General features: G+C 68.9%; 15 protein-coding genes. 8 read left to right on the top strand and 7 right to left on the bottom strand.

The features are described from left to right. Positions 1-1,361 precede the first annotated feature (1,361 nt). On the top strand, positions 1,362-1,943 hold the full coding sequence (locus HED23_RS16970; protein ID WP_203184231.1) for a snapalysin family zinc-dependent metalloprotease: 582 nt from the start codon (positions 1,362-1,364) through the stop codon (positions 1,941-1,943). A gap of 150 nt (positions 1,944-2,093) precedes the next feature. Here HED23_RS16970 and HED23_RS16975 read toward each other — a convergent pair whose 3' ends face one another. Next, on the bottom strand, positions 2,094-2,231 hold the full coding sequence (locus tag HED23_RS16975) for a hypothetical protein (protein ID WP_203187777.1): 138 nt from the start codon (positions 2,229-2,231) through the stop codon (positions 2,094-2,096). 334 nt (positions 2,232-2,565) lie between these two features. On the opposite strand from HED23_RS16975, the gene HED23_RS16980 reads away from it, so the two are divergent. Beyond that, the gene (locus HED23_RS16980) at positions 2,566-2,880 is read left to right on the top strand and encodes a glycosyltransferase (RefSeq protein WP_203184232.1); all 315 of its coding nucleotides are present in this window, start codon (positions 2,566-2,568) and stop codon (positions 2,878-2,880) included. A 231-nt stretch (positions 2,881-3,111) separates the two neighbouring features. Then, positions 3,112-3,360 (top strand): hypothetical protein, encoded by a 249-nt coding sequence (locus tag HED23_RS16985; protein ID WP_203187778.1) that lies wholly within the window; start codon positions 3,112-3,114, stop codon positions 3,358-3,360. 154 nt (positions 3,361-3,514) lie between these two features. On the opposite strand, the gene HED23_RS16990 is transcribed toward HED23_RS16985, so the two are convergent. Continuing rightward, entirely contained in the window at positions 3,515-4,408 is an 894-nt protein-coding gene (locus HED23_RS16990; RefSeq protein ID WP_203184233.1) for a helix-turn-helix transcriptional regulator, read from the bottom strand. A 246-nt stretch (positions 4,409-4,654) separates the two neighbouring features. Between HED23_RS16990 and HED23_RS16995 the strand changes: the two genes are divergently transcribed. The 3 genes from HED23_RS16995 to HED23_RS17005 all read left to right on the top strand — a co-directional run bounded on the left by HED23_RS16995 (position 4,655) and on the right by HED23_RS17005 (position 7,026). Further along, complete coding sequence (locus HED23_RS16995; protein ID WP_203184234.1) at positions 4,655-5,671, top strand: zinc-dependent alcohol dehydrogenase family protein; 1,017 nt, start codon at positions 4,655-4,657, stop codon at positions 5,669-5,671. A gap of 68 nt (positions 5,672-5,739) precedes the next feature. Further along, entirely contained in the window at positions 5,740-6,405 is a 666-nt protein-coding gene (locus HED23_RS17000; RefSeq protein ID WP_203184235.1) for an SDR family NAD(P)-dependent oxidoreductase, read from the top strand. Between the two features lie 183 nt (positions 6,406-6,588). Then, a complete protein-coding gene (locus tag HED23_RS17005) occupies positions 6,589-7,026 on the top strand; it encodes a cupin domain-containing protein (RefSeq protein ID WP_203184236.1) in 438 nt (145 codons plus the stop codon). 379 nt (positions 7,027-7,405) lie between these two features. Here the strand turns inward: HED23_RS17005 and HED23_RS17010 are convergent, their stop codons facing one another. After that, on the bottom strand, positions 7,406-8,209 hold the full coding sequence (locus HED23_RS17010; RefSeq protein ID WP_203184237.1) for a siderophore-interacting protein: 804 nt from the start codon (positions 8,207-8,209) through the stop codon (positions 7,406-7,408). 675 nt (positions 8,210-8,884) lie between these two features. On the opposite strand from HED23_RS17010, the gene HED23_RS17015 reads away from it, so the two are divergent. Next, a complete protein-coding gene (locus HED23_RS17015; protein ID WP_203184238.1) occupies positions 8,885-9,463 on the top strand; it encodes a dihydrofolate reductase family protein in 579 nt (192 codons plus the stop codon). Positions 9,464-9,554: 91 nt separating this feature from the next. On the opposite strand, the gene HED23_RS17020 is transcribed toward HED23_RS17015, so the two are convergent. The 3 genes from HED23_RS17020 to HED23_RS17030 form a co-directional block, all read right to left on the bottom strand. After that, positions 9,555-10,247, bottom strand: a complete 693-nt coding sequence (locus HED23_RS17020; RefSeq protein WP_238442006.1) for an AAA family ATPase — start codon at positions 10,245-10,247, stop codon at positions 9,555-9,557. Positions 10,248-10,518: 271 nt separating this feature from the next. Further along, complete coding sequence (locus tag HED23_RS17025) at positions 10,519-11,121, bottom strand: hypothetical protein (RefSeq protein WP_203184239.1); 603 nt, start codon at positions 11,119-11,121, stop codon at positions 10,519-10,521. Between the two features lie 340 nt (positions 11,122-11,461). Beyond that, positions 11,462-11,875, bottom strand: a complete 414-nt coding sequence (locus HED23_RS17030) for a MerR family transcriptional regulator (protein WP_203184240.1) — start codon at positions 11,873-11,875, stop codon at positions 11,462-11,464. Positions 11,876-12,268: 393 nt separating this feature from the next. Here HED23_RS17030 and HED23_RS17035 point away from each other — a divergent pair, with 393 nt between their 5' ends. Continuing rightward, positions 12,269-13,771, top strand: a complete 1,503-nt coding sequence (locus tag HED23_RS17035; protein ID WP_203184241.1) for a SulP family inorganic anion transporter — start codon at positions 12,269-12,271, stop codon at positions 13,769-13,771. 148 nt (positions 13,772-13,919) lie between these two features. Here the strand turns inward: HED23_RS17035 and HED23_RS17040 are convergent, their stop codons facing one another. Continuing rightward, positions 13,920-15,779, bottom strand: a complete 1,860-nt coding sequence (locus HED23_RS17040) for a CASTOR/POLLUX-related putative ion channel (RefSeq protein WP_420803083.1) — start codon at positions 15,777-15,779, stop codon at positions 13,920-13,922. Between the last annotated feature and the right edge of the window lie 512 nt (positions 15,780-16,291).

A 16,291-nucleotide genomic window follows, 5' to 3' on the forward strand; every position in this document is an offset into this window, starting at 1 on the left:
ACGTCCTCAAGGCGAAGGAACCGGCTCAGTTCGTCGTTCGACGCCGAGGGCCGCTCGGTGCGATGTCATACCGAGCGGCAGTGGAAGGAGCGCCGACTGCCGCGCCGGCCCTCGCTGTCGCACCCTGAGGACACCTGCTCATCGGAGCCGTCGACGGCCGGATCCTGGAATGGGCGCTTCGGCCGTCACCCCGAGCGGAGAGCCTTCCTCGTCAGAGGTCGCTCCGCCAGGGCATGGGCGGCCCCTCATCCTGTCGGCGATGCCGAGCCAGACATCGTGAGCGCGGGTCAGTTCGGCGTCGTACTGATCGGCGTCGAAGTGAAACGTCGGAGGGCACACCTCATCAACAGGCACCTGCCAGTCGGACCACTCCACGATCCCGCCATGACGCCGCACGAACACGGACAGGTAGCCGCAGCATCCGCCTGTGCAGTCGCGCTCGCCCAGCACCACACGTCGCCCCTCGCCTGTTGCCCTGAGGGAGCCCTGGGCGTCGGCCGGCAAAGCCTCTTCGGCGAGCGGGCCGCGGCCTCCATCTCCGATCGCAGCCGCCACCACTTCCTCGCCATCGATCCGGAGAGCCAACTGGGCAGCCCATCGGGGGCCCGGTGGCACAACACTGACCTCAAGTCGATCGAACACGTAAGCACACTACGGAAATACCAGCCGCCCCGATCTCATTTGGCCCGGGCGCACCGGAAAGGCAGCCGAGGAGGAGCGTGGACTCCGTCGCTTCCTGAACCGGTGGCACGGACAAGCGGCCCTGCAGCCGGATCAGCAGTGCATGCTCACGACGGAGTCTGAGTGCGGCTCCGGGCGCCCTCGTGGTGTTTCTCCACGACAACACTCGGTCGCCGGCGTGCGGTTGGTGTAGCCGTGCCGCGGCGGGCACATCCACTGATCATCGGACACTGGCAGCGCTCCGGCTACGTCGCCCGTGATTCGGCCCGCGCAGGCCGCCGGGATCGGTCGGGGCTGTCAAATCCGCTTCCCGGCAGAGGTCTTGGGAGAAAGCGCGGAGCGCGGCGCCGGTGCTCGATCCAGGAACGACGATCCTGGAATTCGAGCACCGCGATCGGACCGTGTGGGGTCCTACAAGATCACGGCAGTCCCAGGCGGAACCGGAGCCGGATCGGAGCGGTGGCAACGATCCCAGCGGCGAGAAGCCTGAAGCGGAACGCCGATTCAGTCCCCCAGCAATTCTTTCCGGCCATGTTGATGACAGGGGCATGATAAGTCCGAGGTGTTGGGCATAGCTCAAAGGCCCGGGAGAGAACCTGCATGCGGCCCCTCCGCTGGTGCAGGCCCACTCCCCCTCTCTGTTCCGACGGAACCGAGCCCCCACGAGTGAAGGGTCCGCAATGCCACACCTCTTATGGCTGAAGGCAGCCGGCACCGCCGCCGCAATCACCCTGGCCGCGGCAACAGCAGCGCACGCCGCGCCCCCGTCGGAGCCGGGCGTGGCCACGAACGCGGCAGCTGTGGTGACACTCCGCTACGACGACAGCCGAGCCGGCGGCTGGGAAGCGGCGATCACCGCCGGAGTCGCTTCGTGGAACCAGAACGTCGGCAACGTCAGGCTGATCGAAGCGGCACCTGGCACCCGGGCCGAGATCCAGATCGTGGCCACCAGCGGCTGGCCGCAAGCCACACTCGGCCCGGTGCGCCCGGGCGGCCAGGTGCGGGTGGAACTCGGCAGCCAGGCGGTATCCCAGGGCCATGACAAGACCCGCATCGCTGCCCACGAAATCGGGCACAGTCTGGGCCTCCCCGACACCAAGCCCGGCCCGTGCTCCCAGCTGATGTCCGGGTCGAGCGCGGGCACCAGCTGCAGGAACGCCGTCCCGAACGCGGCTGAGAAGGCCCGCGTCGAGTCCGCCTACGCCAACGGCCTCGCCTCGCTGTCTCCCGCCGTCGGCCGCACCCTGGTGGATGCGCCGTAAGTCGTGTGACGGACGTGCGTTCAGCGGTGGATGTGCCGTAGTAGTTCGCGGCGGGGCGGCCGCCATCGACCGGAGCCGGCGGCCGCCGTGCAACACCTGTCGGACGGCGCCGAGCGCGGGCCGCGTGAGGGTGGCCCGTCCATGGACGGGTCACCCTCGCCACTTCCCGCGCGCAAGGGCTTTCGCGCCCTGGAGCCGCTCACCCGTTTCGTAGATCACGTACGGCACGCTGTTCTCCGCACGGAACTCGGCGATGCCGTACGACCGCGCTCCATGGGAGTCGAGCACGCCCGACAGGTCCGCGATCCGAGCGACAGCCGTACGGTCGGGGCGCGGACCCCGCCGTCGCCGTACGACGTGGTCTCGCGCACCAGCTCGGGCACCTCGGCGACGCTGGTGGCCTCCGCCCGGGTCTCGGAGACGTGCACGCGGATGCTTCATCCGTATGCCGCCGTGCGCGGCTCGCACCGACTTCGCCGGCAGTGCGAGCGGACCGGTGCAGTCCCGGCCGGGCAGCAGACCTCGGCCCCCAGGCCTTCCGGGCGGCCCGGGGGCACCCGCGCCCGAGGGCCTGTCATCATGTGCCTGACATGTCGTCGACTCCCGAGGAGCGCCACCGATCATGCGCATGATGCGTCTCACCACCGCCGTCCTGGCCACCGCGTTCGGCTTTGCCGGCGCTCTCGTCACCGGCCCGACTGCCGGTGCCGCGGCCCAGGCCGGATGCCAGTACAAGGTCGTGTGGCCGACCGCCGGGGTGTACGAGAATCCGAGTCCGAACAGTGTCGTCGTCAAGACGAAGTACGCCGGTGACATCGTCGGCGCGTCGACCTGCGAGGGTGCGTCCTACAACGAGTACAGCTACGTGCTGGTAGCCACCGATGCGGCAGCGGATGGGCGGGGCTGGATGCGCGTCGGGGCGGTCGTCCAACTCTGACCCGGGCTTCGCCGGCCCCTCGCACGTCTGGGCAGGTGCACGGGGCCGGGCTTCCGGTGATTGAAGGGCTTCCTAAGACACGTCCCAGGGCTCCCTCCACGCAGCCAGGCGGGCGCTTCGCGAGGTATGTGGAGCGCCCGTCCCTGCCGTTCGGCAGGAGGTGTTGCCGTCGGCGAGGGAACACCGGCGGCGGTCAACGGAGTTGTGCCCCTGGTGTGGAGCGGGGCACAAGTGCGTGACCGTCCCGAACGGTTCGAACCATGGAGAACCGTCCACGAGGCCGTCGAAGGCGTCGCTCGCGATCTGGCCGAAGTCAGCGGACCGGAGGGCCGCACAGCCCGGCACAACGAGGTGATCGGCCCCATCGGAGTCGCGCTCGCCCGGGTGCGGGAACCTGAAGCATCGATCGGCCGCTGCCTTCCGGCCTGTCTGCGGCAGTTCCTGCCGACCGTGTTCCGCTTCCACGAAGTGCGCAGCTGAGGGCTTGGCGCCGGTGCGGGCCGCGTGGCCTGGGCGGCGATCGAGGCTCCTGGCGGTGTCCCGTCGGCGCTCCTGCCGGTGTCGGCAGGCAAGGTGGAGGCACTCGGCGCCGACGAGGTGCGAGGCGGTCCGGGAGTCGGCCGGAGCAACGCTCTCACGATCCTTGTACCCGGCGTGTGGCGGCGTCGGCTTCCTGGGTGGCGGCCCAGGAAGCGAGGAGACGCAGGCCCTCCTCGGAGGGTGAGCCGGGTTCGGCGGTGTAGATGGTGAGGGTGAGGCCGGGTTCGGCCGCCATCTCCAGCCCTTCGAAGGCGAGGGTGAGTTCGCCGACCGCGTGGTGGTGGAAGCGTTTGGTTCCCGTGCCGTGGTGGCGGACGTTGTGGGCACCCCAGCGGGTGCGGAACGCGTCGTCGCGGGTGGACAGTTCGCCGACGAGGTCGTGCAGGTCCCTGTCGTGGGGGTTGCGGCCGGCCTCCGTGCGCAGGATCGCGACCGTGACGTCGGCGGCGAGGTCCCAGTCGGGGTAGAAGCGGCGGGAGGCCGGGTCCAGGAAGGTGAAGCGCGCGAGGTTCGCCTGATTTCCGGGCGCGGCGTAGACGTCGCTGTAGAAGGCTCTGGCCAGCGGGTTCGCGGCGAGCACGTCCATGCGGCCGTTCCGGACGAACGCGGGACCGGCGGTGATCGCGTCCAGTGTCCATTGCAGACTGCGGTGCGGCGTCCACTGCCGGGTGGCGCGGCGGCGTCGGGGGCGGGTCAGGACGTCCGACCCGTCGGCGGCCTGGGCCAGATGGAGCAGGTGGGCGCGTTCGGCCTCGTCGAGCCGAAGGGCCCGGGCGACCGCCTCGAGGACGGCAGGGGAGACACCTGCGAGGTTCCCCCGTTCGAGCTTCGCGTAGTACTCCACGCTCATGTCCGCCAGGGCCGCGACCTCGCTGCGGCGCAGTCCGGGGACGCGGCGCCGGGTGCCTGAGGGCAGGCCGGCCTGCTCCGGGGTGATCTTGGCTCGCCGCGAGGTGAGGAACTCGCGGACCTCTTGCTGGTTGTCCACCCCTCGACCGTACGTGCCGCGCACAGCGGAAGGGATGTACTGGCGGTACACCCTTTGACGGTGACTGGCTGCCCGGATCGGATGGCGGTTACCTGGATGGAAGGCGCCCATCATTCCGCTGCCACCGGGCGGTACGGGAACAGGGGCGCCCCGGTCTTGAGCCCGTGAACAGGCACGATCCCTGCCCGGGCTCGGCAGCACGCGGGCCGTCCGAAGCGGCCCGACCTCCAGTACGTAAGGAACCCCATGCGCGGCGCAGTGATCCACGCCCCCGGCGACGTCCGCTTCGAGACACTTGACGACCCGAAGATCCTTCATCCGACCGACGCGATCATCCGCACGGCCCTCTCCTGCGTGTGCGGCTCCGACCTCTGGCCGTACCGCGGCCTGGAGCCGATCGGCGACCCGCACCCGATGGGACACGAGTACGTCGGTTTCGTCGAGGAGGTCGGCAGCGAGGTCACCTCCGTCAAGCCGGGCCAGTTCGTGGTCGGCTCGTTCGCGACCTCGGACAACACCTGCGCGAATTGCCGCAACGGTTTCCAGTCCAACTGTCTGCACCGCGAGTTCATGAGCACCTGCCAGGCCGACTACGTACGTATCCCCAACGCACAGGGCACCTTGGTCGCCACCGCCGAAACGCCGGCCGAGGAGTTCTGGCCCGGCCTGCTGGCCGTCTCCGACGTGATGGGCACCGGCTGGTGGGCCGCCGACGCCGCCGAGGTCGAGCCCGGCTCGACCGCCGTGGTGGTCGGCGACGGTGCGGTCGGCCTGTCCGCTGTGATCGCGGCCAAGGAGATGGGCGCGGAACGGATCATCGCGATGAGCCGCCACGAGCCCCGACAGAAGCTCGCCCTCGAGTTCGGCGCCACCGACATCGTCTCCGAGCGCGGCGAGGAGGGCGTTGCGCGGATCAAGGACCTCACGGACGGTATGGGCGCCGACGCGGTGCTGGAGTGCGTGGGCACCGCAGAAGCCATGAGGCAGGCCCAGCACTCCGCCCGCCCCGGCGGCAATGTCGGCTTCGTCGGTGTCCCCCATCAGGTCGCGATCGACGGGCAGGAACTCTTCTTCTCCCACGTCGGCCTCCGTGGCGGCCCCGCCCCCGTCCGCCGATACCTTCCCGACCTGATGGACCGCGTCCTGACCGGCCGGATCAATCCGGGCAAGGTATTCGATCTCACTCTGCCCCTGGACCAGGTCGCCGAGGGCTACAAAGCCATGGACGAGCGCCGGGCCGTCAAAGCCCTCCTCAAGCCCTGACCGCACGCTTGCCCTTCCGGGGCCGGGCGCTCGCCGCCCGGCCCCGACCCCCGTCGGAAGGACCCACAGTGACCACCTTCGCCCTCGTCGGCGCCGGACCCGGACTGGGACTGGCCACCGCCCGCCGCTTCGGTTCCGCCGGCCACAGCGTCGCCCTGATCTCCCGGAGCGCCGATCACCTGGAGGACCTGACAGCCGAGCTCGGCCGTGACGGTGTCCGGGCTCGCGGGTTCACTGCTGACGTCCTCGACCCCGGCGCGCTCGCCGTGGCCCTCCAGCAGGCGGCCGAGGACCTCGGACCGGTCGAGATCCTGCAGTACAGTCCCGTACCTCGTGCCGACTTCATGAAGCCGGTCCTCGACACGACCGCCGGGGACCTGGAGGGTCCTCTGGCCTTCTCCGTCATGGGCCCGGTCACCTGCGTGAACGCGGTCCTGCCCGGCATGCGGGCCCTCGGCCACGGCACCCTGCTCTTCGTCAACGGCGGCAGCGCGGTACGCCCGCACCCCGAGCGTGCCGGCACCTCGATCGCGTTCGCGGCCGAGAGCGCCTACGCACATATGCTTCACGACGCCCTCGCCCCGGAGAACATCCATGCCACGCAATTGATCGTGCCCGGCGCGATCCGTCCCGGCTCCGGGCGCAGCAGTCCGACGGCCCTCGCCGAGCGCCTGTACACCCTGCACACCGAGCGTGACGGATTCCGGCACTACGCCGAGCCGATGCCCGGCTGACCCCGGGCAGCCGCCCCAGGCCTCGTCGGTTTCCCCGGCCGTCGTGGTGCTGCAGGCCAGGCCGGTCGTGGCGTTGCAGAACCCCGGCGCCGGCCTGGTCGGAGGCATCGCGCGCCCCGTGGAGAGCGGCTACGTCGCCCCCCGTACCCCCTCACTGCCACAACAGCTCCGAAAGGGACCGGCATGAAGTTCGTAAAGCAGCAGTCCACGAGTAAGGCGCCGGCCGACTGGTTCACGGGCGACGTCTGGTGGGACGTCATCGTCGCCGGCGAGGAGCCGTCCCGGATGCGCGCCAATTTGGTCCGCTTCTCACCCGGCGCCCGCACCAACTGGCACTCCCACGCCGTGGGCCAGGCCCTCCACGTCGTCTCGGGCATCGCCCTGATCGGTACTCGCGACGGCACCGTCTTCGAAGCCCACCCCGGCCAGACCGTCACCTGCCCGCCGGACGAGGAGCACTGGCACGGCGCCGTCCCCGACCGCTTCATGGAACACATCGCGATGTGGGAAGCCACGACGGACGGCGCCCCTGAAACCACCTGGGCCGAACCGGTCACCGACGCCCAGTACGGCGGCGGCCGCCAGAGCTACGGCGCGCATGCCACTTCCGGCATCGAGTAGCCGCACCAGCGGCGGCGCCTACCGCGAGGGGCGTCCGACGCTCTGTCTCGGTCGGCTTTGAGGCCGTGGCCGGGAAGAGCGGATGCCCGCTTCACAGCCTCGACGAGCGCGGTTCCGAAAACGCAATCTGACCGTGCCCGGCCTTCACCCGGGCCGGGCACGTCCATCGGTGCCCACGCTCTCCTCCGGTGGAACGAGGTGAGCATCGGCGTCATCCCCGTCCGACGGCGTCTCCGGGGACCGTTGGAACAGGGTGCGGGGGGCCGGGGTGCCTAGCCGGATCGATAGGTGACCACCGCGTGGCCCAAGCGCGCAACCAGCTGGAAGCGCTCGGTGAGCTGCCGCTGGAGCCGTCGGGTGCGTCCTGCGGCACGCCGGATCAGGCGTGTGCCGGCTCCTTTTCCGTTCGGGCTTCCGGCCGGCCGAGGGACGGCATACCGCGCCAGTAGCCGCAGAAGTAGATCTGCTGCTTGTCGACACCTCGCTCGTTCACCAGACAGCGCCGCACCGAGGTCGCCAGAGCGGATTCCCCTGCCACCCAGACGTACGGCTTGCCGGGCGGGAAGGGCAGGGTACGCAGTGCCTCCACCACTCGGGAACCGTGGGAGCCCGAGCGGTAGAGCCAGGTCACCTCACGTGCCAGGTCCAGCACGTCGTGCTCGTCCTTGACTTCGAGCAGTGTGTGCACAGGGGTGCGGGCACCTTCGAGCATGGAGGCGATCGCGGGCAGAGCCGTCTCGTCGCCGACCAGCAACTGCCAGTCCGCGTCGCCGGGCTGATACCGGGCGCCATCACTGAGTATCCCGATCCGGTCGCCGGGTTCGGCCGTGCCGGCCCAAGCGGAAGCCGGTCCGATGTCTCCGTGCAGCGCGAAGTCGACGTCGAGCCGACGGCGGGCATGATCGATCCGGCGAACCGTGTAGTTGCGGACCACAGGACGCCCCTCCTCCGGCATCGCCTGCAGTTCGGCCCACCAGTCCGAGCCGGCCGGCAGCTGCAGATCGTCGTTGACCGGGAGGAACAGACGCACCAGCTGGTCAGCACCGGCGTAGTGGAAGTCGCCCACATCGTCCCCGGCCAGCGTGATCCGGACCATTCTCGGCGTGAGCCGACGCACTCCGACGACAGTCACGTACATGGGTCGCTGCGGTGACACCTGACCGGCTGCGAGCGATTGGGACATCGAAGGACCACTCCCGACGAAGAACGCCGTTGTTAGGTAAGGGTTAGCTTAGTTGCGATGTCCTTCGGTGTCGCGCCACCCCCCTGCTAACTGAAAGCGCCGTGACGGCAGCCCGTTGGCAAGGGGTGCTCTACGCCGGTGGAACGCCAAGCTGGTGGAACGCCAAGCCGGTGGAACGCCAAGAACAACCTGCCGGCACCCGCACCGCCGTTACGGGCACAGGGCCGGGCGCAGCCCCACCGTGGCAGGCACAGCCGCAGCCCTCATCTGCCGGCACAGCCTCTGCAGGCCGAACGGCCGGACAGTGCTCCGTCGGAGAGGCGCTGCACGATGTGAGGCGCGTGAAAAGAGTTACAGAGCCTGAGGTCGTTGCTGCCCGCTTGTGGCAGGAGCACCTGTGCGCGCGCTTCCCTGCCACGCCACGGGTACGGAACGGGCAGGCACCGACATGGTCCTGCTCGACGCGGACATCGCCGGATGTGTGTCCACGTGGCTGAACAACGGCGGCACCCGCGACACGGGGCGTCTCAGGATCCTCCACGACCGCGCCAGAGGGCCGGGCCGGATCCTGCCGACCCGTGATCCATCATGCGAAACAACACCTGAAGCGATGAATACTGCAATGGAATCCAGTCTGTATTCGTAGCAGCGGTGAGCGAACTCGAGGAGATCATCATGACCGCTACCTATACTTTCGACGTCTTTTCAAGCCTTGACGGCTTCGGCGCCGCCGGCGGGAATTGGACCGGCTACTGGGGCAAGCAGGGACCGGAGCTCCTCGCCCATCGCCTCGCCCTGTACTCCGGGGAACAGCGGATGGTCTTCGGAGCCAACACATATCGGCTGTTCGCGCGGATGCTGGCGTCGAGCACCGAGGCGTCAGAGGTGCGTGATCCGTGGGTGACCCGGATGAGGAGCCTTCCGACAACGGTGGTGTCGACGACACTGGAGGGATCCCTCGACTGGCCGGATGCGAGCGTCGTGAACGGCGATGCCGTCGACGTCGTCGCTCGGCTCAAGGAGGAGTCCGAGGTGCCCTTGCGCTCGCACGGCAGCCTGTCGATGAACCGGGCGCTGATGGCCGCAGGCCTGGTCGACCGTGTCCAGGTGACGCTCTTCCCTGTGATCACCGGTCGGACCGGGCTGGATCCGGTCTTCCAGGGTGCGGCCGACTTCGACCTCGAACTGACCGAACTCCGAACGCTCGACGGCAATATCCAGGAGCTCGTCTACCGGCCCACCCTGCATGTCTGATTGCCTGGGTCCGCTCATCCCGCAAACGACACCACGATTACCTATGCCCTTTCGGACACCTCGGAAATTCTTCGGAAGGCGTGCCCCTTCGTCACCTCCCGCCCGAGGTTCGTCCACGCGTTCTGATCGGTGCCGATCGTGCAGCCCGCCACCTGGCGGACGAACGCCCGGTCGCGTACTGCGCGTCGACGGTCGTGAGCACCGCGCGGGCCAGTTCCTCGACGGACCGGCCGCCTCCGGCGTCGATGAGATCGAGCCCCATCCTGTCGACGGCATCCAGCATCAGTGTCTGGTAGCGCAGGGTGCGGGCCAGAAACTTGTCCATCAGGTGCCGTTCCTCGTCCGTCGCTTCCGCGTAGCGGCCGGCCTGGTGGATCCGGACGCGAATGACAGCTTCATCCGCAGTCAGCCAGACGGCAGCCGTACGAGGTACCGACAGGCTCGCCACCTGGACGGGCCACAGCCCCGACCCTTCCAGGACCAGTCCCCCACCGGCACTTCGCCCGGCCGCGCGCTCTGCGATCAGCTCCTCGACGCGCGGCCACAGCCGTTGGTAGTGGTCGAGAACGGACGAGATCAGCTCGTCGACGGTGAGTGACCCGTAGTGCTCGGCGACGTGCGTCGGCACCTCCCACTCCGGCGTCCGCCAGGGGCGGCCGGGATGACGTGCCAGTCCATCGATGGACAGGTACTCGAACCCCAGCCGTTGTGCGACGACTTGGGCCACGGTCGACTTCCCGACGTTCGACGTTCCCCCGATCAACACCACTCGCGCACCGTTCATGTCGGCGACCATACCGATGTGGTCGCAGGGTGAGGCGCTCCTCGGCGGAGGAAGATCACACAGGCCGTCGGTTGCACAGCCGTCTTGGGGTCCGCGACCCGTTCGTAGTGGGATGCGAAGCCGGTTTAACTGTTCAAGCCGGCAAAGGCCGATGGGAGGGCGCTCGCCCCCTTTCATCAGGTCCCGCCCAGGCCCGAGGCATCGACGGTGACCACGCCGGGCGAACTCTCCGCCTGAAGCCCTGGCCCGTGCCGTACCCCGGCCCGCGAGGTCAGCGGCGATGCACGTAGCGCGTCATGCGGGAGCGGGCCGCCCTCTCGCTGATCCCGAGCGCTTGGGCGACGGTGCTCCATCGGGGCCCGTCGACGGTGTCGATGCTGAACGCGGCGTCGGCCGCCACACGCTGTGTGAGGCGTTCCAGGGCCGCAGCGGCACGAAGAGCGGCCAAGGGTTCGTCGGCAACCAGCGTGGCGAGACGTGCCTCGATCTGATCGAGGAGGGACGTGAGGTCTGCCGGTACCGGAACGGCCCGTGACAGCACGTCCGCGATGTGGCTCTCCCAGTCGGCCTCCGGTCCACTGGTGTCAGCCAGATACGGACGGCGGCGGTCGACGGCGTCCCACTCGATCAGATAGGCGGTGACGCCACGCCAGCCGCACGAGCATGCGCCGCGCAGCTCGGTCGCGGACGGTGCCCCGAGGGTGCCGTCGTAGACCCACCAGTCGCGGCTCCGGTGCACCGACGGGCCGCTCCCGGCGTCGAAGAGGACCGGCCCCGGCTCACTGCCGTCGACCAGCAGGACGCCTGGCCGGCCTTCGTGCTCGCTGCCGAACTCCTCGGACTCCCACATGACAAGCCCTTCCCCATCGGCCATACACCAGTGACGCCTCGAGAGCCGTAGCGGCAGCGGCACACCGCCGCAGAACGCCGCGCAAAAGCCCAATACGCTCCCCCGATGACCGTGCCCGAGAGCAGCCGCGCAAGGAGGGCGAATACCCGAACGGGTGAACCTGCCCGAAACACCGCACACGAGCGGGCGAGCCTGGCCTCAGCCCGGCCCCGGCATCCGGATGCCGCGCGGAGTCCCCCGCAGCTGCCGCACCTACCGATGACGCCTGACCGCGCGCGGATGCGGTTCGTGCAAAGTTACCCGCATTCTGATGCCCCCTCGCTCGATCCAGTGGCCGGAGACCGCTGGTCGGGCCGGTGCGCTGTCAGGGGCGCGGGGCAGGACCGGCCTGCTCCAGGCGGTCGCGCAGCGTGGCGGCGAAATCCTCGGCGCGCGTCAGCTGGGTCCGAAGCTTGTCGACCTGCTCGGTGGCGGCCTGTTCGTACGCACGCACACGGCCGAGCAGGGCCTCGCGTGCGTCGGCGCCGAGGCCGGAATCGTCGTCGAGGCGGTCGGTGGCGTCCAGGAGGTCGCGCATCTGATCGAGGGTGAATCCGAGCGGTTTCATGCGCCGGATGACCATGAGCCGCTGAACGTCGGCCTCGGTGTACAGCCGAAAACCGCCCTGGGACCGGGCAGAGGGGATGACGAGGCCCGTCTCCTCGTAATGCCGGATGGTGCGCAGGGACAGTTCGGTCCGCGCGGCGACCTCTCCGATCTGCATGTGCTTGTCGTCCACGCCGGTGGTCCTGGCCCTTCTTGTCGTGGCGGGCCACGTCCCACGGCCCCACCAAGCCATACCCTAACGTTAGGGTAGAGTTGCTGTCGGCAGAGCGGCCCGGTAGCGCCGCTACTACCGCTCCGGGCAGATGCGCCGCGGCAAAGATCCGATTTCTTGCGGGAGTATGCGTGAGCGAGCCCATGACACCGACGGGCGCCGCCTGCCCGCCGTGACTTCTCGCCCCCGGATGTGAGCTGCCGGACCGTGTGCCGGCACCCCCGCGGCTCCGTCCTCCCTCATGAACTTCGGCCCGACCGGGCCGTCCGCCAGGCACCGGCCCGGCCTCCACGTCCTTCCTGCACGCCCTGACCCGCCGGCGGGTGTGCCCCGAGCACGACAGGTTTCGCCTCCTTGTCTTCTTCCGTGATCAATCCCGCCGCGCGCCTGCGTGGCCTGAAGCCCGACTGGTGGTCCGACCCGAAAGTCTGGCGCACCGAATTCCTGGCCGGGCTGGTCGTCGCGCTGGCCCTGATCCCCGAGGCGATCTCGTTCTCGATCATCGCCGGGGTCGACCCCGCGATCGGCCTGTTCGCTTCCTTCACCATGGCAGTGACCATCTCGATCGTCGGCGGCCGCAGAGCGATGATCTCTGCTGCCACCGGGGCCGTCGCGCTCGTGATCGCCCCCCTGAACCGTGAACACGGCCTGGGCTACCTCATCGCAGCCGTGATGCTGGCCGGCGTCGTCCAGGTGGTCCTCGGCGCGCTGGGGGTGGCGAAGCTGATGCGCTTCGTGCCACGCTCGGTCATGGTCGGCTTCGTCAACTCCCTCGCGATCCTGATCTTCATGGCGCAGGTGCCCGAGATGCACGACGTACCTTGGACCGTGTATCCGTTGATCATCGGCGGCCTGGCGCTGATGGTGTTCTTCCCGAAGGTCACGAGGGTGATACCGGCCCCGCTGGTCTCCATCGTCAGCCTCACCGTGATCACCGTCGCGGCCGGGCTCGCTGTACCGACGGTGGGTGACAAGGGCGCCCTGCCGACCTCACTGCCGGTCCCGGGCCTGCCGGACGTGCCGTTCACCATGGATACCCTGACGACGATCGCCCCTTACGCACTCGCGATGGCGCTGGTGGGTCTGATGGAGTCGCTGATGACCGCGAAGCTGGTCGACGACATCACCGACACCCGCTCCTCCAAGACCCGCGAGTCCATCGGCCAGGGCATCGCCAACATCGTCACCGGTTTCTTCGGCGGCATGGGCGGATGCGCCATGATCGGCCAGACCATGATCAACGTGAAGGTCTCCGGAGCCCGCACCCGTCTCTCCACCTTCCTCGCCGGCTCCCTCCTCATGGTGCTGTGCATCGTCTTCGGCCCGGTGGTGTCCGACATCCCCATGGCCGCCCTGGTCGCCGTCATGGTCATGGTGTCCTTCGCGACCTTCGACTGGCACTCCATCGCCCCCAGGACCCTCGAGCGGATGCCCACGGGTGAGATCGCCGTCATGGTCATCACCGTGATCTGCGTGGTCACCACCCACAACCTCGCCATCGGCGTCGTCGTCGGCTCCGTCGCCGCCATGGCCGTCTTCGCCAAGCGCGTCGCCCGACTCGCTGACCTGACGGCCGTCCCCGACCCCGACGGCACCGGCGTGGTGTACTCCGTCACCGGCGAACTGTTCTTCGCCTCGTCCGAAGACCTCGTCGGCCGGTTCAACTACGCCACCGACCCCGACAAGGTGGTCATCGACCTGTCGGCCACCCACATCTGGGACGCCTCCTCCGTGGCCGCCTTGGACGCCGTCGAGACCAGGTACGCCAAGCACGGCAAGACAGTGGAGATCATCGGCCTCAACGCCCCCAGCGCCGCCCTGCACGGCAAGCTCACCGGAGAACTCACCGGTCACTGACCTGCCCGACACCTGCCAGGCGGGTTCTCACGCTGAGGTGCCGGCTCGGCCGACGCCGAACCAGCCAGGCTGCACCTCGGTCAGCAGAGGCTTCAGTCACTCCACCGCAGACCTCGGAGGAGGCCGGGACCGGGGCCCGGCCGCACCTTCAGTGTGCGGTGATCACGATGACGTCGTCGTGCGCCATCCATCGCCGGACGACCGTCTTGGACGGGTTGACCCGGACCCCGTGGCCGGGCCCGGCCGTGACCATGTCGCGGCTCCGGTAACCGATGGCGCACTCACCCCGGCGCGACGCCGACTCGACGACGGTGGCGAAGGACGCGTGGTGCCCCTCCCGGATGTAGTCACCGGCCGGCCTGAGATGGATGCTGTTGCCGTCGGGTGAAAGCAGGTCCTGGAATACGCCGGCGAGACGCCAGTTCTGGGAGATCTGCGCCATCAGGAGGCCGATCAGCTTTCCGCTGACCACGAAGTCGGCACCGGGACCGACCGGCGCGATCGTTCTGTTGCGGTCATCAGTCATCTCGGTGACCACCGCGATCGCTCTTCCCGACGTGCGTTCAAGAGCGCGCAGAAGCAGCAGGGTGACCAGTGCCCGGTCATCCGGAGACCCGTTACCCGTCGAGCGGTCGGACCCGAGGACGATGACTCCGTCGTAACCGGCAGCGTCCAGACCGTTCACGGTCCCGGGCAGGGTGGGGTCTCCTGTGTGAAAGGTGATACTCAGACGGCCGGTGGCCTCGGCGGCCGCATCCCTCACTTCCGCGCTCGTCGACTCCTCCCCGTCAGCCACGACATGAAGAACCGAACCTGTCGCGATATGGGCGGACAAGTGGGCGACGATGCGTCGTGCCCGACGATTCCACCCCAGTAGGAGCAGCCGTTGAGGGCGCGCCGACCTCGGTGGGCGGGACACGATCACCGATTCGTCGAATGCTGCGAGTTCGTCGGCCGGCTCCGCGGTGTCGTCGTCCTGTGCGATGACGACGAGCCGTTCTCCCGGAAGAACCGTCGAACGGTGCGGAGGATTCAGCTGCACTGTGCCGTCCTCCCGTACGACGCCGACCACGCAGGCGTTCTGGTAGGCCGACAACGCCCGGCCGAAATGCCGGTCGGCCTGTGCCGGAGCGTCGATGACGTAGAACTCGTCCCCGGCGAAGTCGAGCAGCTCCTGGTAGACGAGCGAGAGGCCCGGCTGCCTGACGCACTGCGACACCAAGCGGGCGGTGATGTCGTCCACCTCCAGAACGACCGCGTCCGGACCTGCCGCGAGACCGGCGGCGAGCCGGTACCGCTCGTCGCGGACCACGGCCACCGTCCGCACCCGGCAGTCGTCGTCCACCGAAGCCCGGAGGGCCAGCAGGCTCTTGACGATCTCCGCGTCCTCGTCAGGCTCGTCCTGCGGAAGCACCAGCACGACATCTGCCGTGCCGGGACTGACCCGTGCCAATGCGGCCGGATCGGTGGGCCGTCCGTTGCGGCAGATGATCCGCGTACGTCCGGTACTGCCGACTTCGGCGCTCAGCTCCTCCTCCATCTCGGTCTTGTCCCGATCGGCAAGCACCGCGATCGCACTCTGTCGCTGGTTGGCATTGGCGGCCACGAGCTCGGTCACCACCGTGTGGATCTGGGCGGACCAACCGAGCACGACGGTGTGACCCTCTTCAAGGACCGTGGAGTGGCCGAGACGTAGAGCGACGAGCTTCTCGGTGATCGCAGTGGTGATGAGGCTGACGAGGGTGGAGACGTAGAAGAGTGCGACGAGGGCGAGCAGTACCGACAGGGTGATGCGCAGAGGCGATCCGACCTCGCCGCCCAGTCGGAGCGTCTGGCCGACGGTCCGCCACACCGCGGCGGTCTTCGCCCGGAGGGCCTCGGGGGCCCTGTCGTCCGTCCAGACCAGGACCGCGCTCAAGGGGACCACGATGGCCAGGCAGGCAACGGCGAGCCACCCGATGAGGGCAGCCACCCCTCCGGTCAGTGTGTTGTCGAACCAGTACCGCACCTGTTCGTTCAGAGAGGCCCGTCGCGCGGTCTCCGCCCTGCGGCGTACCGGACTCCGCGAAAGGTTCTGCGGCTGCCTCTGCTTCCCCACACGGGCGCCACCGACGCGTGAGCGCCGGTCCGTACCGCGAGTTGTCTTCTGCACAGCAGCAGCGTGGGAGGTTGACGCCCCCCAGCACATGGAATCCGGGCGGGGTTCATCCTTTCGAGATCCACATCCACGAGCAGGTTCCGCTTCGCGCGATTCGACGAAGGACCGTCCCATCCGGCAGGGGACCGAAGGGCACGTGAAAGTGGGCCCTCGGCGCCCCGCCTGCCCACCCTCCGGGTAGCCGGTACCTTCGCACGGCATATGAAGCCCGGTCCGCGGCAGGTCGGAGGCTGACCCGAGCCGAAGAAGAGCACCCGGTGCTCTCGATCCATGACGTCGCCGTCGTGGCACCGACTGCGCCGGGTCGGCTGACAGGTCGCCGACTTCGGCCCTGAGCGCCACGACTCCGCGCTGCTTCGCCG

Source organism: Streptomyces pratensis, assembly GCF_016804005.1.
Lineage (GTDB): Bacteria > Actinomycetota > Actinomycetes > Streptomycetales > Streptomycetaceae > Streptomyces > Streptomyces pratensis_A.